Source organism: Legionella brunensis, assembly GCF_001467025.1.
GTDB classification, from domain to species: Bacteria; Pseudomonadota; Gammaproteobacteria; order Legionellales; family Legionellaceae; genus Tatlockia; species Tatlockia brunensis.
On record NZ_LNXV01000008.1, the window covers coordinates 195,712 to 219,081 of the forward strand.

Consider the following 23,370-nt stretch of genomic DNA (forward strand, 5'->3'; position numbering starts at 1 on the left):
CCTAAATTAAGTTGGAAAAAAGATGATACAAATGGAAGATAGAATCAGACAGCTATTTGGCATAAGCATTGAGGCACAAATTGCAGTTGCCGATGGCTTATCTGCATTAATTGCTAAAGCAGGGGTGCGTCTGGTTAATTGCCTGCTAAATGATGGCAAAATTCTCTTATGTGGCAATGGAGGGTCCGCCGCGAATTGTTTGCATTTTTCTTCAGCAATGATTAATCATTATGAAGTTGAGCGCCCTTCTTTACCGGTCATTGCTTTAACCACAGACGTTTCCTGTTTAACGTCTGTTGCCAATGATAGTCGCTATGACCAGGTTTTTGCTCGTCAGATTCATGCCCTTGGGCAAGAGGGGGATGTACTCATTATTCTGTCTACCTCCGGTAATGCCGATAATCTTCTACACGCGGTCAATGCTGCCAATGATAGAGGGATGGATACTATTGCTTTGAGCGGTCGGGACGGTGGATTGTTAGCCAACCATTTGGGTCCTGAGGATATTGAGCTCAGAGTTCAAGCCGATACAGCTGCGCGCATTCGCGAAATGCATTTATTCATTTTACATTGTTTTTGCGATTTAATAGATCAATCTTTATTTGGTCAAATGTTGGGGTAACCATGAAAATTCGTGCAATTATTTTTTTGCTTATCAGTGCGTTATTGACTGGTTGTGTTGCCGCTGTAGTGGCAGGGGCTGCTGCAGGTCTTGTTGTTTATGACAGGCGAAGCTTCACCATGATTGAAAGTGATACACGCATATTTCATCTGATTCATAAAGCTATAGTCACCGATCCAGGGTTTCAAGATTCCCGTATTTTGGTCAGCAGCTTTAATCAGGTTGTCTTGTTGGTCGGACAAACACCAACTGCTTCTTTACGAGTCATGGCGGAAAAAATTGCACAGAATACTCCCAATGTCCGCCGTGTTTATGACGAAGTAACCGTTGATTTTCCTATTCCGCTGTCGCAACGGACGAAAGATACCTGGATTACAAGTCAAGTAAGGAGTTTGATGCTCACGAAAAAAGGTTTGGAATCCGGTTCGATTCGTATTGTTACGGAAAATGGCGTAGTCTACTTAATGGGTATCGTTACACATGAACAAGCAAATTTAGCCGTGAGCGTCGCAAGGCAGGTTAACGGCGTGCAAAAAGTTGTAAAAGTTTTTCAATATATCGTTTAGGCGACATAAGGTAGTATGAAAAAGCAAAGGAATGTTGTATTTGCTCTTCTCTTAAGTAGTGGTCTTTTAACAGGTTGCATCAGTAACGTATGGACTGGTGCAATGCTTGTGTATGATAGACATAATGTTTACAAAAAAGTAAATGACTATGAGCTTTCTGCAAATGTGCACCATGAGCTATATTATGCAGACAGGCTGCTTGAGCAAAAAAACTGTGCTATTGATGTGGCTGTTTTTAATGGTGATATTTTACTTGCAGGTCATGTCCCGACAATTGAGTTACGAGAGGCGGCAATACAGCGTGTTTCGAAAATAGAGGGCTATCGTCGTTTGTTTAATCAACTGGATGTCGATAATCGTCCGGGTAATACAATGCAAGATAGTTGGATTACCGCCAAAATACGAAGCAAAATCTTTGCAGACTCGACCATTGATCCGAATGTATTTAAGATTGTAACTTCCGATCGTATTGTTTATTTAATGGGGGATGTTCCAACCGATCAAGCGACTAAAGTCATTAACATTGCCCGTAACACCAGCGGGGTTTTCCGTGTCGTTAAATTATTTAAGTATTATCTTTTAACCGATAAAGCAACGCTTAATGGGTGAAAATCTACAAATTAGATATTCAAAGAAGAAATTGCCCTTTAGCATATAAAGGGCGTTATCAACAAAGGATTCGAGATGCTCTATGCTTTGGATACGGATTTTTTTATCATTCCGACGATGGCAGTTAAGATAGCTCCTCCAACCCCGGCTGAACCAATATTACCCAAGAGAGAGCTAACAGACATATCAGCCATAGCAAAATCAAGGGTTATATAGTGAAGAAACGAGCCGATATAAGTCTGCATGCTTAAGACTTATATCGGATGAGCCTAATGAAATACTGCTCGAGGTAAATTTTTGGCCTGTTTTATCCAGGATTCTATTTGTGTCAAACCGGGCAATTTTCGCACTAACTTGCGTTGTTCATTTTTTTCCTGCAATGAATGATATAGATGACTTGCTTTACGCTGGGCTAGTTCAGGAACGGAATCTACCCCACAGCACTCCAGTAAATCAGCGTATTCTTCGGCTACTCCTTTGATACGAGCCAGATCGGCGCGGTTAGTCCATTTTAAGAGCAGCGTGGAGCTAATTCCCGTTTCTAACGCTAGGGATTCCCGGTCATGGCGATGGCCACAGGCTTCTAATAATTGCTTTAGATTTTCGATGCCAGCTTTTTCTAGAAGCATCGCAGCATACCTCTCACCAATCCCTTCAATTTCAATGAGCTTATACATAGTCAACCCCGAATTTACATGAGTTGTATTTAGAGTATATACCTATTTTTAGCTGTATTATTTAATGACAAGAGGTTTAGTTTTAACTGTAACTAGGTTGCATGTGACTTTCTGTTTCCCATTTTTTAGAATCTTTAAGTAATAATTCTCTGACTTTTTGTTCAGCCGCAGCTATTGCTTTTTTTCTTATGGATTCTCCAAGATGCAATCCTTCAGCACGAATGATTTTTATTTCAGTAATCCCTATAAAATTAAAGATTGTTTTTAGGTAACTTTCCTGATGATCCATCGCTTGCATGGAGGCGCTATTGGTATAGTGGTTACCACGTGTGGAAATAATGTTTAATTTTTTGCCTGTAGCAAGACCAAATACTCCTTGGTCAGTGTATCTAAAGGTACGCCCTGCAGCGACAACCCGATCAATCCAGGCTTTCAAGGACGTAGGTATACTGAAATTATACATGGGCGCCCCAATAACAATTTCCTCGGCAGCCAAGAGTTCATTGATTAAAGTTTCAGATAATGTTAATTCCTGTTGTAATGTTAAAGGTAATTCCTGAGTTGATTTTTGTTTGGCATTTAAAATTTCTTGAGACAAATGAGAGATAGGTTGTGCATCTAAGTCACGATAAACCGTTTCTGATTTCGGATACTTTTGTTGCCAGTGTTTAAGAAAATGTTGCATTAATTGGCGTGAGACAGAGTGTTCACCAAGGATGCTGGCATCAATCGCTAACAATTTCATTGAATTCTCCCAAAATGTATATTCCAATTAAGCATATGTATAAAACAATAATTGATTGAATAGCGTTTTTGGAAAATATTGTTCTATAATTGGATACAATAAACTTTTTCAATTGCTCTTATGCGTTTTAATGAATTGTTGCCTGATTTAAATAATTTGTACTTTTTTTGCTTGGTTGTCGAACAAGGAAGTTTTACTAAGGCAAGTCAAGGGTTAGAAATCACAAAATCAAAATTAAGTCGCCGTATTAGCGAACTGGAGAATCATTTAGGTGTTCGTCTGCTTAACCGTTCTACACGTAAATTGAGTCTTACGGATGTGGGACAATTGGTTTATGAACATAGTAAAGCGATGATAAGTGAGGCAAGTTTTGCTCATGAAGCAGCTGTGCAGGCACAAGCAAAGCCTAAGGGGCGTATTCGCGTTACTTGCCCAGCTTTATTTACACAATCTGATTTCAATAAAATAATTATTAATTTTATGCTGAGATATCCGGAGGTGCGAGTTTATCTTGAGGCTACTGATCGCAAGGTTGATCTAATTGAGGAGGGCTTTGATGTTGCATTGCGCTTTCAAACCACCAGTTTGAGTGATTCCAATTTAATTGTTCGCAAGTTGGGAGAAAGTGTCCATTTCTTAGTCGCAAGCCCCGCTTATTTGCAACGATATCCTGCAATTAACTTCCCTACTGAATTAGCCAATTTTTCTTGGTTAGGTAAAAGCCGTTTGGAAGGTATTAGTCAGCTACTGCTTACTCATGTCAATGGCCAGGAAATTAGTGTCCCTGTGACACCACTTCTGGAGAGTAACGATTGGACGATATTAAAACAAGCGGCACTTGCTGATTTAGGGGTAGCATTATTACCCCAAGAATTCTGTCAGCAAGAAATCAAGGAGTCTAAATTATCGCGCATTTTGCCCGATTGGTCCTTGTCAACCGCCAGTTTATATTTGATTTACCCTTCAAGACGTGGATTAATTCCTGCAGTTCGTCATTTTATTGATTTTGTAGGCGAGGAGACGCTAAAGGGTTGCAAAGCTTTAGCCACACGTCTCAATTAAAGTGCATATTGTATGGAAAACTTAAGTCGTGGTCCGAGAAAAAGCACTCAGACCACTGCGTGCTGCTCCAAACCAGGAAGTGGCTAACCTGGAGGATTCCATTACTTTATCAATGGATTCGCCCTTTATCCAGTCGTTTACGCATTTTTCTTAATTTAAAAGCACGAATAAGTCCTGTAGACGTGTTTTCGTCCTCTTCGGGAGTGTGTCCATTTATGTGAGCTGGATGAGATCTGCAGTGTTTTCGGTAGAGGTGATGATTTTTATCGTGTTTGTGGTGGAGACCATCGCCGTAGCGATTGAGCATTTTTTCCCGCATACTGGCAGCGGTGCGTTGTTGCTTTTCTGACATAATGACCTTCCTTAAGTGCAAGGTTAAAACAAGGGAAAGAAACTAAAAAACAAACCCTATTGATCAAAATATACACAAAGTCTAATTAATATTCCAGAAACTAGGCCAGGTCGTGCGATTTACAAGGACTGGATATGCTAGATTATCGATTAATTTATTTTAAAAACAAACACTTTATGCTAAAGTCGAGCATTTTTAATTATTTGAAAAATAATCGAAATGAGTAAATTTGCTGCGACTCTTAACAAAGAAATCTCCATTGCATGGAGTAGCTTATCCAAAATATTCGAAGATAACCTATGAAAACCCCAAACGTAATAGCATTTTGGGCCCGTAAAACAATTCGAACCAAGAAGAATCATCGGAGGATTGAGCCGGCCAATATTGCAACCAATGATGAGGAAAGAAGGAAAAAAATCCTTAATGAGATTATTGCCTATAAATTTTATGGATTTCAGGTTGCTACGCCAAGAGCCTGTATAGTTGAAGAGCAAATTAAGGGTAAAAAAAAGGTAAGCCTTTTTACCCAAATGCCTGCTCTTAAATACACGACACTTGAAGAGCGGTTGCAAGGAGCCAGTGCGGTTTCCCTTTCTCCCCAAATCAAAGAACAGCTTGGAAAATTATTTGCTGTTGCCGATTTTATTATGGATTTGGATGCTTCAGGCCCAAGCTTTGCAAATATCTTAATTGCAGAAGATGATACCATTTATAAAATAGATCCGGCAGAAGCAAATCTCTTAACAAATAACATCAATATTGATGATTATGCGGAATTAGTAAAAGCAAATCGCTCAATACCAGTAGTTTCACACCCATCATTTATACGAATTGTGGGTTCAGCACGCTTTAATGGCATGTTGCATGAGCAACTCAAGGGCGATCCCTATTACTTAAGAGGTTTGGAAACAGGGTATAAAATAATAATGACGGCACCTTCGTCAGTAATTATTGGTATTTTAAAAGAGGTACAAAAAGATTTGCAGGGCACTGCTTATGCTTTAAGAGAAGATGAGTTTACCGAATTATTTATGACGCTCTGGGGGCGCCAAAAAATACAATGGGAAGTACGGTTGGATTTGAGAAACCAAAGCATCTCCTCCTCTTTCCCTAAAGATTATATAAAGCCGGCAGGCACATTACGCAGCATAAAAGATTTTGACTACTTAATGCCACTCAATCCAAAAATAGATAAATTTGTTGAATATACGCCTGCTGCCAAGATGGTAATCGATATTGTTTCACTCATGAAGAATATCTTTGGCAAAAAACCGCCTAAAGATTTAGCAAAATTAACCTCTATTTATCGACAAATGCTTGCAGCTGAAATCCCTGAGCAGCGAGCGTTACTGCGTGTGGAAGCGATTTTATCGAGGTATTGGTTAAATCAAGCAAGTATTAAAGATGAGAGGATGAAAGAGTTTTCCATTGCAACACTCGCCCGAATTCAAAATCAGGTTAAATTTGGCTATGACCAACATGTAAAAAATTTCCAATCCTTTTTTCTAACTCCTCATATTGAACCTGGAGCAAAAGAATTGCAGTCAGAAATTAATAAATTGCTCGCGCAGGCAAGTGGCCTTTATAAACAATTTCTCAAAAAAAACAATAATAACTTAATTGGCATTATCTATTTTCATGCACAAATGCAGCAATATTTAGCATTCAAGTATGCTGAGTTGGCGGATACTATTAATTACGGCAAGCGAAATCAATGCTCAGTCTATCATGTTTTATTGACTAAAATTAACGAGTTATGTGCAATTGAGCCGACTGAGTCAAAAAATACTAATGCTTTATTCACCGCCTCATTAGACAACAAGGTCACGCAAAAATTTCTATCGGATAATAAGCGAGCACTGAGAAATAATGTGGAAATGCTTGAGCAAAAATATGGAAATCCTAAGGTAAAAATGCCAGTAGCATCACTCAAGCCTTACTAAATAGGGTAGTGTGGTGTTTCAAATTAGTAACAAAACCAATAAATTAGCAGGCTTGGGAGAAAATATGATAAAATTGATGCTGAATGTCCTAATAAAGATATCTTTAGCATCGAATATCCGGCCAACATGGCAAGCTCCGAACTAAAAATCTTTATTTATTAAAACTATAAGTTTGTTTAGGTAAGAAAATGAGATATGTAGTCGCTGCTTTTTACAAATTTACCCCCTTTCCCGATTTTGAGTTAATGAAAGAGCCCTTGTTAGCCCTGATGAAACAAAAAGAAATCAAGGGAACAATTATACTTGCTTCTGAAGGTATCAATGGCACAGTTTGTGGTGAGTCGGAGAACTTATCCTTTTTTATGAACCATCTGCAGGAATATGCAGGTTTAAGCGATTTAACCTTTAAAATTAGCTATAGCGGGCATAATCCTTTTGATAAGTCTAAGGTTAAATTACGTAAAGAGATCGTAACTCTCGGTATTGAGGGGATTGACCCTAATGCAATTCATGGGACTCATGTTAATCCACAGGAGTGGAATGCCCTTATTGCCGATCCCAATGTATTGGTTATCGATACGAGAAACGATTACGAAGTTAAACTCGGTACTTTCAAGCGAGCTATTAATCCCAAAACTGAAAATTTTCGCGATTTTCCTGAATATGTAGAAAAAAATCTAAGCGAACATAAAGATAAGAAAATTGCGATGTTTTGCACAGGCGGTATTCGTTGCGAAAAATCAACGGCGTACCTAAAGAAAATGGGCTTTGAGCAGGTCTATCAACTCAATGGAGGGATTTTGAATTATTTAGAAACCATGCCTTCTGACGAGTCTTTATGGGAGGGGACCTGTTTTGTATTCGATAATCGAGTTGCTGTTGATGAGAAGTTAGATGCCTTAGAAGTTGGGTCGATTGATTTGGAATGGAAGAATAAAAATAGAAAAAGCAATCAGTCGCAATCCGAAAATAATAAATAAGTAATTCGACATAAAGGGCATAAAATGTCTTTTATGTCGCTAAAGAGCACCCCATAAAGTTCTTCCATTAAGCAGCTGGTGCCATTTGCTTGATAGTATCGTGCAAATCATTAAGCTTATTAGCAGAGTCAGTGTTGAATGAGAAAAAGAAATGTTTCCCACTCGTCTTTACTAGATTAGCCACACCAGCAACAACATATCCAATCCCAAGCCCTGCAATGGCTAGACCAAGGTTCCCTAGAATTTCTTTCCATCCACGATGTCGCTCTAATTCTATACGAGCCACTCTCATGGCTTCATCACAGACATCTCTAAAAGCTTTGGTTGCCATGGGATTGAGAGAGTATTCTTTGAAACCGGTATTTAGACGCTCATACAGCTTGAACGCTTCTTTGGCTGCTTTTACATGACCCCTACCAGCAAGTTTAGCGCCCATTTCAAGTAAATTATCCAATTGTTGATTAAATCTCATAGCAGCAGCTGGATCAATACTTGGAGCGGGTTCGTTATCTTTGAGGGGAACCAGGTTTTCAGGAGGTTTAGGAATAGAAATATTTTTATGACCCCATTTACCAAATAAATAATCATAGGCGTAAGGATAGGAGTCTAATACATATTGCGCCCCTTCTTCTGGTGTGCAGTCGCCAACCCTTTCTGCAAAGCCTTGTCTGTGATCTAAGTATAGTTCTTGATACCCTAGTAGCTCGCTTCCGTCATGAAGTATCATGTAATCATGGTCAATAGGAATGATTTGTCCTGAGGGTAATTTCAAATAATTATCTTTATTGGGGTCTAATAGCGTAAAAAGGACACCCTTTTTTAAGATGGTACGGGGCATCGTTTCGACTTCTTGATCCGTAAGTGGTTGCCCTTCAAAATATTTCATAGCAAAAGATTCTTGCCCTTTAACTTCCCAAGCACTGCCGCCACCGAAAAACGCATTAATGGATTTAAGATTATGCTTAATGATATTTGCAGTGTCACCGTAAGGAGTTTTCACTACAATTTTTAGTTCAGGATGCTTTTTGTGTTGCCATAGACAAACTTGATTTGTTTTTCCATTAGTCAGAACCTTAATCTGTTTATAATCCTTTAAATCTAGTTTTTCATTTTCTTTGGGGTAGTTTGGCATACTATTTCCAATATTTTATTTTGCAAAACTTATGCAAGCTGTCTAACAATAGATGTACTATAACAAATCAATCTTAAGGCAATGTTATACGCAGGGGCCATTTGATAAAATAAGGGGGGGGCAATGACTAAAGCAACAATTAATGAAAAAGAAGCGTTTAAAATTATTGAAAAATTTAATTATCTCAACGCTTCGCGTGCACCCATATCTGCTTTTACGGAGCTCATTGATATTGAGAGTTTTGAGATTCGCCTGCAAGGAAGTGACATATTTTTCAAAGGCATTGCGGGGTTTGCTGATCATCAAATAGGTAAGCTTATCTATTTTGATCAAACATTTGATTGTGAGTTACAGCGTAGTCAACAACAGGGTGATCAAATTATCGTTGAAACCAAAGGTGTTTGGTATGCTAGAACCTGGCAATCTCCTGCGGCCTATAGTCAGCAATTGATCGCAGATTTAACCCATACATGGGTGCTTCAAAAGCGAGCCGATGCTTCTTTGATCATTGTATCGCATGTCTGTGAAACTTTTTCTTATCGAGAAGGTTATTCTCCAACGGATATAATAAAAGATTTTCATTTAATACTGAAATGAAGAATTAACAAGGGTTTAAAGGAGACTTTATCAGCAAGGGATTTTTATCAGTAATTGAAGGAGAAGCGAGTGGATAGAAAATTTTGCCGAACACCATTTTTAATGGTATTGGTTGTTTCATTTTATTTGTTGAGAGAGAATGCCTTTTGCCTTAGCGGCTTCACTTTATTCCCCTAATAAATTTATTGCTTATACGGATGTGGGCAAAGGCAAGCCCCTTGTGCTAATTGACGCCTTCCCAACCGATAAGTGATTGTGGACACCTCAGCAAGAAGCGCTTAAGCAGTATGTCGTGTGATTACCTTAGACTTATGGGGATTTGGCGAATCAACAGCGATTGCTTCTGCTTTACGTGGCATGGCTATGCGAAATTCTACATCCGATTCATTAACCGCGACAGCACTACCCATACTGATAATAACAAGCGATAAAGATACAGTTATTCCTTCTCAACAAAGTTTGAATATGCATGCATTGGCCAAAAATAGTCAATTAGTAATACTTACCAATGCTGGCCATTTATCTAACTTGGAGCAGCCTCAACAATGGAATCAAGCCGTTATAGAGAGCTTTGCTCAAAGTCATTGAGGCTGTTAAGGAAAAAAGATGGTTCTGGGGTTCCCTGTGTTATTTATAAAATGAACCCAACCGATTCATTACCTCCGCCTTCTTTGAAGTATCTAGTGTATCCATCCACGGCATGTAATTATTACTGGTGTCTATATAGGATAGTGTTTTTTGCGGCATAAAGGCTTTTAATTCTTTAATTAAACTTGAGCCAATACCTTTAAAACGATGAGTAGGACTCACGTAGAGATGATTAATGAAAACTTCAGTATCAAGATCAGTGAATAAAAGAATACCCACAATATTATTCATAATTCTAGCAACAAAGGCGTATTTATAATTTTCTGGTTTTATAATATAAGCAGCTAATTCAGTACTGGTCATCAAAATTCGGGTTTTCTTCATGAAAGCTGCGGTTTCATTAAAATCTTTAGAGCTAAGCAGGGAATAACTAATTCGCGCTTTATAACTTAAATAAGTATCATCAAAAAACATAGCATTTCTATTTACAAGAGAATTTGGAGGTCTAATTCTAACCATTTTGATCATTAAATGTAAATCAAAAAATAAGATAATGATAAACTCTAAAAAGTAGTTTAATTAGAAACATGGACGTAAGCTATTTGGAAGGAATCTAGTACATTGCCGTTGAAAGAACAAAGCCCGTTAATCGCCGTATTGCCTTTATATTTAGTGATATTTTTGGGGCGATTAACTTAACATCAGGAGACCTCAAAATCTGACTAGTCAGATTCTCATAATTAAGTTGACGATGCTAAACGAAATTAAAAAATCGCAGTTTTAACTTAATGGAATATCATTGTCTTTCTTATTATGTTGATAAATTGCAGAAAGTGCAGCATATATTTCCCTAAGTGTTGCTACCTTAGCCAAAAAATGTTCTTTTAGTGGTGATTCGCATTGGCTAATCAAGTCTAGTAAATAATAGCTATTCCAATATTTATTCCGGGCAACATATTCACCGTTTTTACATTGAAATACTTCTGCAAGGATATTTAAGTCATGGGGAATACCAAATTCATCCTGAGTCTCTTCATAGCGAAAAAAATAATAAAAATTATCATATCCTGCCCAAGTAATAGCAGAAAGACAAAGTGAGCAAGGTTCATGGGTTGAAAAAAAAATACAATCTTCTGGTGGTAGGCGTAAATTTTTTGGTAATTCATAAAATTTTTTTAAAGTATGGATTTCACCATGCCATAGAGGGTTTTCAATTTCATTATTGGTTTCTGCAATAACCAAAGATAAATCTGCCTTTTTTAAAATAGCCGCACCAAATATTTTATTACCTAACTTTATCCCTTGTTGGGTAAGTGGAATTATGTGGTCTTCCATAACGCTTAGGAGACGTTCAATGACTTGGTTGTTATAAATTTTCATTATTATAGTTTTCAATAAGAGATCTTAATTTTTTACGTACAATCATGATTGCCTTATCACTAGGCATATGTGCTTCATTATATTCCCCAAATAGGGGATAATTACAATCAGTGCTTTCTAAAATAAAACGATCCTCGTCTAGAATTTTGCGCTCAAATTTAATTAATTCAGCGCTAGGAGTTTCCTGTTCACTGTCGTTACGAAAGCAAAATTGCACGACTTGTATGTGGTTATCATCAATTGGGGTAGGATGATTAATAATCACATGGTTTAATCCACTAGGATAAGTTATGGAAAGCTTGATAGTGAAAGGCATAAGCCAAATGATATCCATCATTCTTGAGGACTTTTCTTCTGGGGTTTTAAGTAGAACGTGGGTGTTTTTTTGTTGTTGTTCAGGTACACTCACGCTTATTTCAGCACGTACACGTATACTGTAGTTATCAATATCAATTATTTCCATTGTAAGAGGAAGTGGCATATAGGGATTACCGAAAGTTCCGCGATGTACCACAGCAAAATGAGCCATATCTAATTCATTTTCTACAACTCTTAGACTCATGGTATTCCATGTTTCATAAAAACACTCTATTAAGCGGTATTTAGGGCTTTCTGCTTCGGAAAATTGCGGAATGTTGCGAATTGGGACTCCTAAACAGACCCATACATAACCGTATTTTTCTTGTGCTTTATAAATAATAATTTGGTAGGTATTAGAGGCATGCCCGCCTTGAAAAGTCTGTACGCACTTTCCTAGTTTATTGTAAGTCCATGCATGATAAGGACAAACAATATTACCATCACATACCCATCCTCTTGATAATTGGGCTGAGCGATGAGCGCAACGATCTTGAGCTGCACAAGGAGCCCCTTTCTCATCTAACCATAAAACTAATGGCTCACCAAGTAAAGTAAACGACTTAGGACCATTTTTTAAATGGCTTAACGGAATCACAGGATACCAAAAATTTTTAAATATTTTTTGCTGTGTTAAAAACATAATGACCACATTTTTAATAGTTGCATTAAATTTTATAGCCCAAAAAGTGCAGATTGCCAAAAAATTCAAGCTATACGGCAATCTACCTTCCATACGTCCATTAACATGGTATTTGATACAGAGGTGGCACTCATGAAATCGGTGCGAGGTTCTAGGAAATTGAAAAGTAAAAAAGCTAAATTGTATCCAATACCAGAGAGTAGCTTGAGTTATTAATTAAGTATTAGTTTTATTGCATCCTGTCTTTGATTTAAATGATTCCAAAGAGTCTATCCTGTAATCATTACTTCAAAAAAGTAGGGATTGATTCTGTCAGGCCGTCGTGAGACGTAATCAGAATTTTGATATAGATATATAGGAGGCAGATATAGAGACCTTAAATCGCTCATTAAAACTACGATTAGATTGAAGTTTAACCTGAATTTTTGTTAGAATATACCCCATCCTGTAAAATAAAAACTTTAATGGGGTAAATATTGGCCACTCTGCGTTGCAATTCTTATGCCGCAGCGGGTAGATAGAATCTAATTAATAGTTAATTGGTAGAGTTGGATGTATATATGCGAACAAACAATGTAATATCGGAAGAATCATCAAGCATTCCAAGTTTCACAAACGATGACGTAGGCACATCTCGGAAAATTTTAAATACCTTCAAACGATATCCTGAGATTGAGATCTTTGGAAAGGAAAGCAGTTACAAATATTACAACCTTATTAATGGTATCAATAATCCATTACTATCACGTTTGGTCGCTTCAGGTATCCCTATTTCTTGCGCTTTGAGTCTTGTATCCAAATTACTATCAGATATATGTCGTATAATCGACACAATTATAGAATCTATACGAATAGGTGAATTTGCGATAGGCAATACACAATCATTACTTGTCGATACTGTGGAATACTTGCGGCAGTTTACAGGAGTTGTGCTAGGTATTTTTGTGGCGTGGTATTCACCTGAGCTTGCAGCAAAATCTTTCTTGACTAACCCTGTTGATTCTTCAATAAGTTTTTTAGATAAGAGAGAAGCCGCACATTTATATTCAATGGCAGATTTACTTCATAAGTTTTTTATCAAGCATAACATTGATTATAGGATCTGTTGTGGTACAGCCCTTGGCGCTAAAAGAGAGGGTGGTATTATTCGTAATGATGATGACATTGATTTGATGCTTCACCCTGATAGCATAGAGGTGTTTAAAGCATTAGTCGATGACGGCACTTTTACTGAAGAAACGGGCATTTCTATTAAAAATCAGTCATGGACTGGTGGTTGGCAAACTTTTTATGCAGATAGTCCAAAAGGTATGGCCGGCTCACCTTTAGAGGGTATTGGTAAACCATTCATTGATATTTTCCCTGGCACCTGGAGAAAAAAGGGAAATAAAGATGTCATTAGTTATGGTGAAGATAGGATGTACAATTTATCAAGAGACGATTATTTCACTGCAGAGGAATGGAACGAATCCCCTGAGCTCTATTCTTTCGGGCCTACCAAACTTTATGGAATTAAATCCATTGAGTCTTATCTTGTTCGAAGTTATGGACCTTTGGCACTTAAATATACTGCGCTTATCTATCCTCATGATGTCTATTCGCAAATTTATGCAACTCCACTGAGAACTTTTTCGATCTTAACACAGAACGCTGCCCCCTGTTATATGCGACATGAAAAGAAAGCACCACTTGATTTTGATGAAATGGAGTTTAGCATTAGAACATCACATTGGATAAACGAGGAGAAGGTATCACAGGATGGCCACACTCCTCTTCCATAGTAAGGACCCTTGGTAGGATGTGTTTATAATAGAGGCTTGGCAAATGTTGCTTTAGAGGCCAATGTCTACAGTTTTTTACAGTTGAGTGAGAGTAATACTGTAGTTGCTCAAAGTGCTATTGCTGATGTGTCTGAAGAAAAAGAGCACGGAAGGTTGTTTGGCTAACTGGGTTTTGTCGCAGCGTTATTCACCTCGAAATTGTCCTTAATTGTATTAACAGTCATTGCAATTATAGGGGCCTTACTTTTATTAAGTTGGAATCAGTTTTACTCAATCACGGGCCTATAAATTTTATCCATCATCTTCTGCTCTATAAATTTAGGTGTATTACGTATTGCAAAATCTCTAATTGATTGTAGTACAGGCAAACTCCAATGGCACATTTTTCCTAAAAATCTTGCTTGATTTACGATAAATCGTGTCTTTTTGTAGCGGATGGCATGGTATGCTTCCAAGGCTTTGGCTTCCAGGCCATGTTTTTTTAAAGAAAGCGAAAGTGCCATGGCATCTTCAATGGCTTGTCCTGCTCCTTGCCCAAGGTTGGGTCTGGTTGCATGAGCCGCATCGCCTAGTAAGCCAATTCGATTTTTACTCCAATGTTTTAGGGGTTTGAGATCAGAGATGTCGGTCTGAATAATATGCTGCGGCTTTGTGCAATGGATAATATTAATATGTTGGGGAAAGTGTTTTCTAACAAGAGATAAAGCTAATGAAAAAATTTCTTCCTGTGAGAAATAATTTTGTGGCCTAGTTGCAAAAGTAAGATACCAGTAGACTTCTTGGGCACTTATTAGAGAAAAGCCAAGTCGACATCCAGGAGCCCAAATTTCATAACTGGTGTTACCCATGTTATTCGTATTAGTGTCTAGTTTTGCAATACCACGAAAACTGGTTGAACCGGAATAGCGAATCCCATTTTCGTGTGACATTACATGTCGGACTTGCGAATGTAAGCCATCAGCCCCCACTAAAATTTTTGTCTTAAGTATTTCTCCCGTAGTCAGCTGTACGGTCACTTCAGCATCGTTTTGGTGAATACCAGAAATATTAGTATCAAAAAGGATACTGTTTTCTTGAATATGCTGGGCTAAGAACTCTTGGAGTTTGGCACGATGAATAGCAAGGATATTAAATTTATAGCGTCTAAAGCTCATTTCTTTTAGCTTGCCTGAGTGGGTGGTGGCTAATTTAATTTTCTTGATGGGGTAACCTAGCTCAGAGAATCCTTCAGAAATATTGAGCATTTTAAATATTTGCATGGCATTGGGAGGAATCCAAATACCGGCGCCAATCTCTGAGAAGTGAGGAGAGCGCTCAAGAATTAGAGTTGAAAAACCAACTTGATGGCAGGCAATTGCTGTTGTCAACCCTCCTATGCCGCCGCCGATAATTAGGATATCAATACTTTTGGATGGCATAAATTCAGGCTTCCATTAGACTTTTTTGCTTTAGGGTATCCCTCTAAAGGATGCTTTATTGCTCTAGAGGATTGTTTGTTACGGTATGTGCCTCTTGCTTTTTCGCGTGCCTTTTTTCTTGCCAACTTTGCAATAATACATAAAAAACGGGAACGAATACTACTGCCAGACAAGTAGAGGCCAACATCCCACTACATACAGCAATACCAATAGAGCGTCGAGCATTTGCCCCAGCTCCAGTGGCAAATACCAATGGCATAACACCCATGATAAATGCAAAAGAGGTCATCAAAATAGGGCGAAAACGCGTTTTTGCACCGAGTACGGCGGCTTCCAGAATAGGTTTATTATGAATTAACCGTTGCTCGCGTGCTACTTCAACAATCAAAATAGCATTTTTGGCAGCCAAGGCAATTAAAAGTAACAAACCTATCTGAGTATACATGTTATTGTCTAATCCTAAGCTAGATAAGGCTATTACTGTGCCCATTAATGTTAATGGCACACTAAAAATAACTGCTGCCGGTGTAAGCCAATTTTCATATTGACCCGCTAAGATCATATAAACTAAAACAAGGGATAAAAGAAAAATGAAATAGCTCATATTACCCGCTACTTTTTCCTGATAAGCGGTACTTGTCCATTCAAAAGATAAGCCTGCAGGTAAAAGATTATGAGCTAAATCTTCAAGTGATTGAATTGCCTGCCCTGAACTAAAACCTGTTGCAGCTATCCCGTTAATACTACTTGAGGGATATAAATTATAAAGAGAAATAAGAGCAGGGCCTAAGTCTTGGGTAATATCGGTAAGCGTTCCGAGCGGAACCATCTCGCCTTGTTTATTTTTCACATAATAATTGCGCACGTCCTCGATGCTCATCCGCGATGAGGCGTCAGCCTGAACATAAACTTGAAATACTTGGCCAAATTTAGTGAATAGGTTAACGTAGGAGGAGCCAAGATAGGTTTGCAGAGTATCAAAAGCATCACCTATACCAACACCTAATGACTCGACTTTGGTACGATCGAAAGGTGCTAAAACTTGTGGCACAGAGGCACGAAATGAGGTCATCAGTTTTTGCAATGCTGGTTGTTGAGTTCCATGAGCAATCAACTGATCAGTAACTTTTTGCAACTTAGTATAGTCAAAAGTCCCGTCTTGCAATTCAACTTGCATTTGAAAACCGCCCGATAAACCTAATCCTTGGATTGGCGGAGGTACTACCACCAGGACTTTAGCGTTAAGTGTTTTAGAGGCAATGTCATTAAGCTTGGTATAAAGCGCTCTTAAGTCTTCATCTTTTCCACGGACACTCCAGTCTTTGAACATCACATACAAGACGCCCGCGTTGGCCAGGCTGGCGTTATTGTCCAGCAGTGAAATTCCATCAATGGCAATCACATTCTCAATGCCCCCTATCTTGGCAACTTTTGTACTTAGCTCGTCTAAGACCGCTTCTGTTCGGTCTAAAGTTGCACCATCTGGAAGGAGGACGTTTAAAATCAAGTAGCCTTGGTCTTCAAGGGGAATAAAGCCCGTTGGAATACGCGTTAGGCCAAAAATAGCAATAGCCACCAAGATAGCGCCAATGATACAGGTACGACCGCTGTGATGTACGAGACGGTCAATGAAGCCTACATATTTGGCCTCCAAAGGATTGTAGAGCTGATCAAAGGTGCGAAAAAAAATGTTTTTGGGCTTGTTCGGATCAATAGGTTTTAGCCATAAAGCACATTGTGTGGGCTTTAGTGTCATGGCATTAATTGCACTAATAAAGGCAGTTGCTGCAATAACTAACGCAAATTGGGCATACATCGCTCCTGTTAGGCCCGGCATAAATCCTGCCGGCACGAATACTGCCATGAGCACTAAGGTGATGCCAAGAATAGGGCCAAATAACTCCTGCATGGTTTGAATTGCGGCTTCTTTAGGTGGTTTGCCACGTTCAATATGCTGCGTCACGCCCTCCACAATAACAATAGCATCATCAACCACAATCCCAATGGCTAATACCAGGGCAAATAAGGTTAGCAAGTTGATAGAATAATTTAGCAGGAACATCGCAAAGAAGGTGCCAATGATTGTTACTGGCACCGTAGTCGCTGGTACTAATGTAGCACGAAAATTCTGGAGAAAAACGATAATAACCAACAATACTAAAATGCCTGCTTCAAAAAGTGTTTTATAAACCTCATTAACAGAAGCCTTTACGAAGATAGTCGTGTCAAAGGGAATAGAGTACTTTAGTCCCGGTGGAAATTTTTTTGCCATCTTGGCCACGGTTTTACGCACTTCTTGGGCTACTTCTAGGGCATTGGCTCCGGGAAGTTGAAATATGCCAATGGCGGCGGTTGGTTTGCCGTTAAGCTTTGCGAGCTGGCTATAGCTTGAAGACCCCAGCTCCACTCGGCCTACATCACCAATTCGCACAATCTGGGCACTGCTGCTGGCGTCGGCATTTTCATCAGGCTGTGTGCCTGAGCTTTTAACAATGATATTGGCAAATTCATTGGGATCGGCTATTTGGCCTGGTACATTGACTGTAAATTGATAAGCTTGTTTGCCTATGGTTGGGGGGGAGGAAATTTGTCCTGCGGAGACGTCTTTGTTCTGACTACTAATAGCATTCAGTACATCTCGTGGAGTTAAAGAAAAGGCCCTCATTTTTCTTGGGTCAAGCCATACCCGCATAGCATAAGTTCCAGAGCCAAAGATAATCACATTGCCAACGCCTGGCAAACGAGCCAATTCATTTTGCATGTTAATGGCGGCATAGCTGTCAAGAAATAAACCATCATATTCGCCATGTTCAGAAGTTAGTGTAATAAATTGTAAAATAGCGGTGGATTTTTGCTGTACAACTACACCTTGCTGCTGTACTGCCTCTGGCAATTGTGCCATGGCTGCTTGCACACGATTTTGAACCAACACTTGGGCGAAATTAAGATCTGTACCAATGGCAAAAGTCACAATCAAAGTATAATTGCCACTATTGGTAGAGGTGGATTGCATGTAAAGCATGTTTTCCACGCCATTGACTTGTTGTTCAATAGGAAGTGCCACAGTATTGATTAAGGTTTTTGCATCAGCACCAGGGTAATTGGTAGTTACTTGAATTGTTGGTGGTACAATGGCTGGATATTGTGAAACCGGTAAAGTACCTATGGCAATCATGCCAAGAAATACAAGTAACAAGGCAATGACATTGGCTAAGACCGGTCGTTCAATAAAAAATTTAGAAATCATTTCTTTTTCTCATTACTCTTTAAAGAGACTTTTTGAGGAGGGGTCTCTACTTGCATTTTGGGGGCAACTTGATTACCGGGAGTTGCATTCTGCAGGCCATCAACAATAATGTTATCTTGCGCATCAATCCCCTTAAGGATCGCTCGTTTATTTTGCTCTAGGCTTCCTAAGGTCACTCGTTTTACTTCAACGTAATTATCTTTGTTCACCGTCAGTAAGTAGGGGCCAATTTGATCATATTGTACCGCCGTATCTGGTACCGTGAGTTTTGGCGAGGCTTTGGTTATAGGAATTCGGACTTGTACGAATAAACCTGGCAATAAAGGATGGCCTTTATTGGATAATAGTGCGCGAAACTCCATGGTTCCTGTTGATGCATTAAGGCCTGTATTGACGAAATCAAGTTTACCTTCGTGGGGAAACCCAGATTCATTTTGCATACCGACAAAAACAGGAATCTTGTTAATATCAGTTGGTTTAAATCCTCGAGCCTTTGCTGCTTCACGAATTTTTATTAAATCAAGTTCATTTAGATTGAAATAAACATAGATAGGATCAATTTGCTCAATGGTAGCAAGTTCGGTAGCCTTACCATTACCAACTAAGTTTCCTGGGTCAACCAAGTGGCGGCCAATTCGCCCATCAAAGGGGGCAACAACATGAGTATAGCTGTAATTAATTGCAGCTACCTTGGCATTGGCTATTTCTTTAGCCACTTCTGCTTTTGATTCTTCAGTTTTAGCTAACCATTTTTCAACATTTTTTAAAGAGGTTGCGTTTTCCTTATACATTTGCTTTTGGCGTGCATATTCAGCTTGAGCATAAGTGCTGGCAGCTTTTGCAACTGCTACTTGCGCCTCGGCTTCCAGTAGTTTTTCCAGGTAAGGTTCAGGCTCTATGACAAACAATGATTGACCTTTTTTGACAAAAGTTCCGTCGGTAAATTCTACGGCATTGAGATAACCTTCAACACGTGCAACTAAGTCTACTGAATTATAGGCAACAGTATTCCCTGTTTGGGTAATGTAGTCAGCCATCTCGAGCAGTTGAGGTTTTTTAACGATCACAACAGGAGGAGGCAACTCTGAGGTAGTACTTTTTGTTTTGAAATGAGTAATAAGGTAGATGAGAAGAAAAAATACTAATATGAGGGCTCCAATTTTCATTAACTTTGCTTGTTTATCAGAAGTCATTCTCATCACCAAGTGGGTAAATAAAGTTGCTTTATTCGCTGCTTATTAGTGGCAGGAGGCATATGGTTTGTTTCTTTTAGTAAACTGCCCCAATTGGTACGCGCAGCCATTTCTTGTTTAATGTGCTTTGGGACAATATCATTGCAACCACGAATTTGCCAACCACCGCCTAGCGAACGATAGAGTGCTACCAAGGCCTGCGCTACCTCCCCTTGCGCATTGGCTAATGAGGTTTGTACTCGTAGTTGCTGCCGTTCTACATCGATTACCGTAGTATAATTTGCTTCTCCTTCTCTATAACGAACTAAAGCCAATTTGGTGGATACTGTTGCTGAATTATTGGCTTGTACAAGGAAGGCTAATGATTTTTTTGCTTCAACGTATCGCGTAATATTGTCTTGCACTTCTTGCTGTGCATTTAGAACGACATTGAGATATTTTAATAAGACTTGTTGAAATACTGCGTCTTGTGCACGCACAGCATTGGTAATCTGTCCATAGTTCAATAATGACCAGGCAAGTTGAGGGCCAGCAGTAATGGTGCGATTTGACCAGTTAAAAATATCACTGATGGAATTCTTGCCGATGGTATTCGCTGCAAAGGAAAAATTACCCACTAATGAGAGTGCTGGGTAAAGATTAGCTTTAACGGCTCCAATCTTCTCCGATTCTGCTACAGCTTCTAGCCTGGCTTGGTGGATATCGGGTCGTTGTATTAATGTTTCAAGAGGAATACTTACCGCGACGGTGGGAGGCGTTCTGGGAATACCATAGCTTTTCTTCAGCAAAGCATCTACTTGGTTGGGAATAATGCCAAGCAAGACACCTAATTTATCTTTCTGGCGCTGCAAATCACTAATCAACGTAGGCAAGGTAGCTTCTGTTTCGGCTAATTCAGTTTGCGCTTGCTCCACATCCAGCAAACTGGTTTGTCCTCCTTTATAGCGAGATTTAGCGATTTTTAAACTCATTGCCTGCAGTTGAATATTTGCTTTAGTGACTCGTATTAGTTTTTCATCAGTCCGAATACTAACGTAAGCACTGGCAACATCAGATGTAAGAGTAACCAAGGCATTGTCGTAGGCTGCAACTGAGGCTAAAAAGGTTGCATCATCGGCTCGGATAGCCCGGCGGTATTTACCCCAAAAATCAAGCTCCCAACTGGCAGAAAAACCGAGCGCTGCTGTCTTAAAACTTGAGGGTAAAATAGTCTGTAATGAGCTGCCGCCAATACGATTGTAAGTGTAATCACCCACCATAGCCTGCTTCTGCGGGTAAAGTTCACCGACTGATTGAGCAAGCTGCGCCCTAGTTTGCAGGACGCGGACACCAGTAATTTGCAATGATAAGTTATTGTAGTACCCTTGGTAAATTAAAGCGGTCAATGTTGGGTCATTAAAAGCTTTCCACCAATTGGCATTGCGAAGCGGTATTTCTTTAACTGTAGAATTTAACTGCATCCAATGTGCAGCAACAATTTTTGCCGGCTCTTTATAATCAGGACCGACCATGCAGGCACTAAGAAGCAGGCAAGATGCAATTGTAAGACGCTTTAGCATATGGGGCTCATATTTCCCTATAGTAGTACTAATTCGGCCATGAAAAAGAGATGCAAACAGAAGGACAAGGTTTTCGATCTGCAAATCCGGTCCTGGTCTAATATATCTGTGATATTTCAAATGAACAAGTGTTATTGTGTCGGTGTCGGCCCCGATTTAAGGATAATAGAACTTTAAAATCTTTTTATTGACTAAACATAAAATAAGAGAATAAAAATGAGAGGTGAGTCTAATGAGAAAAAAGGAAAAATCAGCGAATTCACAGAATGAGGACATTGCTGCTTCTTACAATAAATTTAAAGAATTTGAAGGCAAACGCTACACGGGCATGAAAGTGGGGCGTAGTCATTCATGGATTTACGATAAAGGTCAAAGGAAGGAAACTAAGATGACCCCCGATGAGAGGGAAACTAATTATGCAGTTGCTAAACGAAGAAAGGGCATAGCGCCTGAAGGTTCTGGTGTGTAGGAGCTAAATATCATTGGTATATTTTGGCTCATCAAGTGGTCGAGAAATTAAATGCTAACGATTATTCTACAGAGATGACAGGCATAAAATATAAAGTGGCTCATCAACAAACCAATAAAGAAGAATGGAATATTTCAGAGATAGCTCAAAAAAAACGATTAATCAAAATTATAAAAAAATTAGTGGATACTCTGGAGAAGGATATTGCTTCAGCGAGTGAGAAGAAAAAAGTAAAAGTTCCTGCAAAACAAAAAATAACAGCAAAAAAGAATGTACGATCATCGTATTCTTCGGAAATGAAACAATTACCAGAGAGAATGGTTGCTAAGTCTGAGTCTTCTTTTTAATACTCCGTTAAATACTGTAAGGGTCATTTGAAAAAATGACATAATCGTCCTCTGTATTGCTTGATGTAGTAGATTCAATTTTAATTGTATGAGAGTCTTTAAAAATTTTCTTTATATGGAGTGGCTCTATAATGCGTGATGAAATTTCATTAGGAGAGCTAGGTAAGTCAGCATACCATTGTTCTTTTGCTTTAACAGGAACTAAGTAATATCCATTGGTAACCGCTAAAAGCATTAAAGTACTATGGCTATCATAATAACGTTCGATTATCTCTGTATCATAGTTGTTGGAAGATTTTGCTGCTATTTTTTCTTCATTAAGTAGAGGATAAAAAAAGATAAAGTAGGCAATGGCTTGCTTAACTTGTGGAGAGTATTGTGGACTAAACATGATAAAGCAATCAATGTCCATTGTTTTTCTTTTTTTGATTGGTATAGATGTATCGCGCCCCGTTAGCTTTTTTAGGCATTTTTTTTCGAAATGATCCAACGTATCTACGTCACCTACCTTTAGTAAATTGACATAAAAAAATGGGCTAGATAGTGGTCCTTCTTGATTGAATAACATTTTTGAAATCCCTAAATCCTCAGAGGATAGTACATTCAATTTATCCTCACTTAATAAAGGCGCTTGAAAATAGGCATACGTTTCAAACTTAGGAAGCATTTGAGTGGGTACAATGGTGGTATCCAGAAAATAATCGCCATACAAATATAGTATTAGTAAGCTTGCTAAATCCTTGGCTGCTACTTTTTCGCGTAAATCACCCACTTTATTATCGTTAAATATAGTGATTGCATCAGAGAGATTAGCCTTCTTTAATTTTTCATAATTTTCCATAAAACAGGCTTCCAAACCTCTAATTTCAATCTTGTATTTGGGGAATAGTAATTCTTGAAATGCTTGGCAATATTCATCAAGGCAATAAAAAAAAATTTTATGATTGATTTCATTTTGTTTAAATAAGTTATAAAACTGTAGCGGACCATCAAGGTCCATTTCTGGATGTAGAAGATCTATGGTTTTTGGTGGTCCTATCCAAATAAATTGGATGTTGGGAAACCTTATTGATTCAAACAGTGTTGGACGAGCCTGCATAAAG

General features: G+C 38.7%; 24 protein-coding genes. 11 read left to right on the forward strand and 13 right to left on the reverse strand.

The genetic code is table 11. The features are described from left to right. Positions 1 to 22: 22 nt before the first annotated feature. Genes Lbru_RS06020 through Lbru_RS06030 form a run of 3 tightly spaced genes read left to right on the forward strand, consistent with a single transcriptional unit; the run spans position 23 to position 1,797 of the window. Positions 23 to 622, forward strand: a complete 600-nt coding sequence (locus Lbru_RS06020) for a D-sedoheptulose-7-phosphate isomerase (RefSeq protein ID WP_058441276.1) — start codon at positions 23 to 25, stop codon at positions 620 to 622. Between the two features lie 2 nt (positions 623 to 624). Then, positions 625 to 1,188, forward strand: coding sequence for a BON domain-containing protein (locus tag Lbru_RS06025; protein ID WP_058441277.1), 564 nt, complete (start codon positions 625 to 627; stop codon positions 1,186 to 1,188). A 15-nt stretch (positions 1,189 to 1,203) separates the two neighbouring features. Further along, the gene (locus tag Lbru_RS06030) at positions 1,204 to 1,797 is read left to right on the forward strand and encodes a BON domain-containing protein (RefSeq protein WP_058441278.1); all 594 of its coding nucleotides are present in this window, start codon (positions 1,204 to 1,206) and stop codon (positions 1,795 to 1,797) included. Between the two features lie 80 nt (positions 1,798 to 1,877). On the opposite strand, the gene Lbru_RS17125 is transcribed toward Lbru_RS06030, so the two are convergent. The 3 genes from Lbru_RS17125 to Lbru_RS06040 all read right to left on the reverse strand — a co-directional run bounded on the left by Lbru_RS17125 (position 1,878) and on the right by Lbru_RS06040 (position 3,219). Continuing rightward, entirely contained in the window at positions 1,878 to 2,042 is a 165-nt protein-coding gene (locus tag Lbru_RS17125; protein WP_157061492.1) for a hypothetical protein, read from the reverse strand. Positions 2,043 to 2,066: 24 nt separating this feature from the next. Continuing rightward, the gene (locus Lbru_RS06035; protein WP_058441279.1) at positions 2,067 to 2,474 is read right to left on the reverse strand and encodes a DUF4332 domain-containing protein; all 408 of its coding nucleotides are present in this window, start codon (positions 2,472 to 2,474) and stop codon (positions 2,067 to 2,069) included. A gap of 82 nt (positions 2,475 to 2,556) precedes the next feature. Continuing rightward, on the reverse strand, positions 2,557 to 3,219 hold the full coding sequence (locus Lbru_RS06040) for an FMN-dependent NADH-azoreductase (protein WP_058441280.1): 663 nt from the start codon (positions 3,217 to 3,219) through the stop codon (positions 2,557 to 2,559). Between the two features lie 120 nt (positions 3,220 to 3,339). Between Lbru_RS06040 and Lbru_RS06045 the strand changes: the two genes are divergently transcribed. Further along, positions 3,340 to 4,281, forward strand: a complete 942-nt coding sequence (locus Lbru_RS06045; protein ID WP_131793493.1) for a LysR substrate-binding domain-containing protein — start codon at positions 3,340 to 3,342, stop codon at positions 4,279 to 4,281. 109 nt (positions 4,282 to 4,390) lie between these two features. On the opposite strand, the gene Lbru_RS06050 is transcribed toward Lbru_RS06045, so the two are convergent. Next, a complete protein-coding gene (locus Lbru_RS06050) occupies positions 4,391 to 4,633 on the reverse strand; it encodes a hypothetical protein (RefSeq protein ID WP_058441281.1) in 243 nt (80 codons plus the stop codon). A gap of 299 nt (positions 4,634 to 4,932) precedes the next feature. Between Lbru_RS06050 and Lbru_RS06055 the strand changes: the two genes are divergently transcribed. Together Lbru_RS06055 and trhO are read left to right on the forward strand one after the other, a co-directional pair. Next, positions 4,933 to 6,576, forward strand: coding sequence for a hypothetical protein (locus Lbru_RS06055; RefSeq protein WP_058441282.1), 1,644 nt, complete (start codon positions 4,933 to 4,935; stop codon positions 6,574 to 6,576). A 188-nt stretch (positions 6,577 to 6,764) separates the two neighbouring features. Further along, positions 6,765 to 7,556 (forward strand): oxygen-dependent tRNA uridine(34) hydroxylase TrhO, encoded by a 792-nt coding sequence (trhO, locus tag Lbru_RS06060; RefSeq protein ID WP_058441283.1) that lies wholly within the window; start codon positions 6,765 to 6,767, stop codon positions 7,554 to 7,556. Between the two features lie 67 nt (positions 7,557 to 7,623). Here the strand turns inward: trhO and Lbru_RS06065 are convergent, their stop codons facing one another. After that, entirely contained in the window at positions 7,624 to 8,688 is a 1,065-nt protein-coding gene (locus tag Lbru_RS06065) for a hypothetical protein (protein ID WP_058441284.1), read from the reverse strand. 123 nt (positions 8,689 to 8,811) lie between these two features. On the opposite strand from Lbru_RS06065, the gene Lbru_RS06070 reads away from it, so the two are divergent. Together Lbru_RS06070 and Lbru_RS06075 are read left to right on the forward strand one after the other, a co-directional pair. Further along, entirely contained in the window at positions 8,812 to 9,285 is a 474-nt protein-coding gene (locus tag Lbru_RS06070; protein WP_058441285.1) for a hypothetical protein, read from the forward strand. A gap of 294 nt (positions 9,286 to 9,579) precedes the next feature. Next, entirely contained in the window at positions 9,580 to 9,873 is a 294-nt protein-coding gene (locus tag Lbru_RS06075) for an alpha/beta fold hydrolase (RefSeq protein WP_058441286.1), read from the forward strand. Positions 9,874 to 9,912: 39 nt separating this feature from the next. Here Lbru_RS06075 and Lbru_RS06080 read toward each other — a convergent pair whose 3' ends face one another. From Lbru_RS06080 to Lbru_RS06090, 3 genes are all read right to left on the reverse strand, one after another. After that, positions 9,913 to 10,347, reverse strand: coding sequence for a GNAT family N-acetyltransferase (locus tag Lbru_RS06080; RefSeq protein ID WP_058441287.1), 435 nt, complete (start codon positions 10,345 to 10,347; stop codon positions 9,913 to 9,915). A gap of 306 nt (positions 10,348 to 10,653) precedes the next feature. Next, entirely contained in the window at positions 10,654 to 11,253 is a 600-nt protein-coding gene (locus Lbru_RS06085; RefSeq protein ID WP_058441288.1) for a deaminase, read from the reverse strand. Further along, positions 11,240 to 12,253, reverse strand: coding sequence for an aromatic ring-hydroxylating dioxygenase subunit alpha (locus Lbru_RS06090; protein ID WP_065235435.1), 1,014 nt, complete (start codon positions 12,251 to 12,253; stop codon positions 11,240 to 11,242). The genes Lbru_RS06085 and Lbru_RS06090 overlap by 14 nt, the downstream gene beginning before the upstream one ends. 560 nt (positions 12,254 to 12,813) lie before the next feature. Here Lbru_RS06090 and Lbru_RS06095 point away from each other — a divergent pair. Next, positions 12,814 to 14,034 carry a LicD family protein gene (locus Lbru_RS06095; protein ID WP_058441290.1) on the forward strand — a complete coding sequence of 407 codons (1,221 nt, stop codon included), beginning with the start codon at positions 12,814 to 12,816 and terminating at the stop codon, positions 14,032 to 14,034. Between the two features lie 266 nt (positions 14,035 to 14,300). Here Lbru_RS06095 and Lbru_RS06100 read toward each other — a convergent pair whose 3' ends face one another. Genes Lbru_RS06100 through Lbru_RS06115 form a run of 4 tightly spaced genes read right to left on the reverse strand, consistent with a single transcriptional unit; the run spans position 14,301 to position 21,451 of the window. Beyond that, positions 14,301 to 15,452, reverse strand: a complete 1,152-nt coding sequence (locus Lbru_RS06100; protein WP_058441291.1) for an FAD-dependent monooxygenase — start codon at positions 15,450 to 15,452, stop codon at positions 14,301 to 14,303. Positions 15,453 to 15,507: 55 nt separating this feature from the next. Then, a complete protein-coding gene (locus Lbru_RS06105; protein WP_058441292.1) occupies positions 15,508 to 18,699 on the reverse strand; it encodes an efflux RND transporter permease subunit in 3,192 nt (1,063 codons plus the stop codon). Further along, complete coding sequence (locus Lbru_RS06110; RefSeq protein WP_065235428.1) at positions 18,696 to 19,892, reverse strand: efflux RND transporter periplasmic adaptor subunit; 1,197 nt, start codon at positions 19,890 to 19,892, stop codon at positions 18,696 to 18,698. Before Lbru_RS06110 ends, Lbru_RS06105 begins: the two co-directional genes overlap by 4 nt. Positions 19,893 to 19,897: 5 nt before the next feature. Continuing rightward, the gene (locus Lbru_RS06115) at positions 19,898 to 21,451 is read right to left on the reverse strand and encodes an efflux transporter outer membrane subunit (RefSeq protein ID WP_058441294.1); all 1,554 of its coding nucleotides are present in this window, start codon (positions 21,449 to 21,451) and stop codon (positions 19,898 to 19,900) included. Between the two features lie 232 nt (positions 21,452 to 21,683). On the opposite strand from Lbru_RS06115, the gene Lbru_RS06120 reads away from it, so the two are divergent. Together Lbru_RS06120 and Lbru_RS06125 are read left to right on the forward strand one after the other, a co-directional pair. Beyond that, positions 21,684 to 21,920, forward strand: coding sequence for a hypothetical protein (locus tag Lbru_RS06120; RefSeq protein ID WP_058441295.1), 237 nt, complete (start codon positions 21,684 to 21,686; stop codon positions 21,918 to 21,920). Positions 21,921 to 21,955: 35 nt separating this feature from the next. Beyond that, positions 21,956 to 22,267 (forward strand): hypothetical protein, encoded by a 312-nt coding sequence (locus Lbru_RS06125; protein WP_131793492.1) that lies wholly within the window; start codon positions 21,956 to 21,958, stop codon positions 22,265 to 22,267. A 7-nt stretch (positions 22,268 to 22,274) separates the two neighbouring features. Here Lbru_RS06125 and Lbru_RS06130 read toward each other — a convergent pair whose 3' ends face one another. Further along, a complete protein-coding gene (locus tag Lbru_RS06130) occupies positions 22,275 to 23,366 on the reverse strand; it encodes a hypothetical protein (protein ID WP_058441297.1) in 1,092 nt (363 codons plus the stop codon). Positions 23,367 to 23,370: the final 4 nt, after the last annotated feature.

Bases quoted from the DNA above. Each gene is read 5' to 3' on its own strand.
- Lbru_RS06025 (WP_058441277.1), top strand. From the start codon at position 625: ATGAAAATTCGTGCAATTATTTTTTTGCTTATCAGTGCGTTATTGACT.
- Lbru_RS06120 (WP_058441295.1), top strand. From the start codon at position 21,684: ATGAGAAAAAAGGAAAAATCAGCGAATTCACAGAATGAGGACATTGCT.
- Lbru_RS06080 (WP_058441287.1), bottom strand. From the start codon at position 10,347: ATGTTTTTTGATGATACTTATTTAAGTTATAAAGCGCGAATTAGTTAT.
- Lbru_RS06035 (WP_058441279.1), bottom strand. From the start codon at position 2,474: ATGTATAAGCTCATTGAAATTGAAGGGATTGGTGAGAGGTATGCTGCG.
- Lbru_RS06020 (WP_058441276.1), top strand. From the start codon at position 23: ATGATACAAATGGAAGATAGAATCAGACAGCTATTTGGCATAAGCATT.
- Lbru_RS06110 (WP_065235428.1), bottom strand. From the start codon at position 19,892: ATGACTTCTGATAAACAAGCAAAGTTAATGAAAATTGGAGCCCTCATA.
- Lbru_RS17125 (WP_157061492.1), bottom strand. From the start codon at position 2,042: ATGCAGACTTATATCGGCTCGTTTCTTCACTATATAACCCTTGATTTT.
- Lbru_RS06050 (WP_058441281.1), bottom strand. From the start codon at position 4,633: ATGTCAGAAAAGCAACAACGCACCGCTGCCAGTATGCGGGAAAAAATG.
- Lbru_RS06070 (WP_058441285.1), top strand. From the start codon at position 8,812: ATGACTAAAGCAACAATTAATGAAAAAGAAGCGTTTAAAATTATTGAA.
- Lbru_RS06100 (WP_058441291.1), bottom strand. From the start codon at position 15,452: ATGCCATCCAAAAGTATTGATATCCTAATTATCGGCGGCGGCATAGGA.
- Lbru_RS06130 (WP_058441297.1), bottom strand. From the start codon at position 23,366: ATGCAGGCTCGTCCAACACTGTTTGAATCAATAAGGTTTCCCAACATC.
- Lbru_RS06065 (WP_058441284.1), bottom strand. From the start codon at position 8,688: ATGCCAAACTACCCCAAAGAAAATGAAAAACTAGATTTAAAGGATTAT.
- Lbru_RS06055 (WP_058441282.1), top strand. From the start codon at position 4,933: ATGAAAACCCCAAACGTAATAGCATTTTGGGCCCGTAAAACAATTCGA.
- Lbru_RS06090 (WP_065235435.1), bottom strand. From the start codon at position 12,253: ATGTTTTTAACACAGCAAAAAATATTTAAAAATTTTTGGTATCCTGTG.
- Lbru_RS06115 (WP_058441294.1), bottom strand. From the start codon at position 21,451: ATGCTAAAGCGTCTTACAATTGCATCTTGCCTGCTTCTTAGTGCCTGC.
- Lbru_RS06040 (WP_058441280.1), bottom strand. From the start codon at position 3,219: ATGAAATTGTTAGCGATTGATGCCAGCATCCTTGGTGAACACTCTGTC.
- Lbru_RS06095 (WP_058441290.1), top strand. From the start codon at position 12,814: ATGCGAACAAACAATGTAATATCGGAAGAATCATCAAGCATTCCAAGT.
- Lbru_RS06045 (WP_131793493.1), top strand. From the start codon at position 3,340: ATGCGTTTTAATGAATTGTTGCCTGATTTAAATAATTTGTACTTTTTT.
- Lbru_RS06085 (WP_058441288.1), bottom strand. From the start codon at position 11,253: ATGAAAATTTATAACAACCAAGTCATTGAACGTCTCCTAAGCGTTATG.
- Lbru_RS06030 (WP_058441278.1), top strand. From the start codon at position 1,204: ATGAAAAAGCAAAGGAATGTTGTATTTGCTCTTCTCTTAAGTAGTGGT.
- trhO (WP_058441283.1), top strand. From the start codon at position 6,765: ATGAGATATGTAGTCGCTGCTTTTTACAAATTTACCCCCTTTCCCGAT.
- Lbru_RS06105 (WP_058441292.1), bottom strand. From the start codon at position 18,699: ATGATTTCTAAATTTTTTATTGAACGACCGGTCTTAGCCAATGTCATT.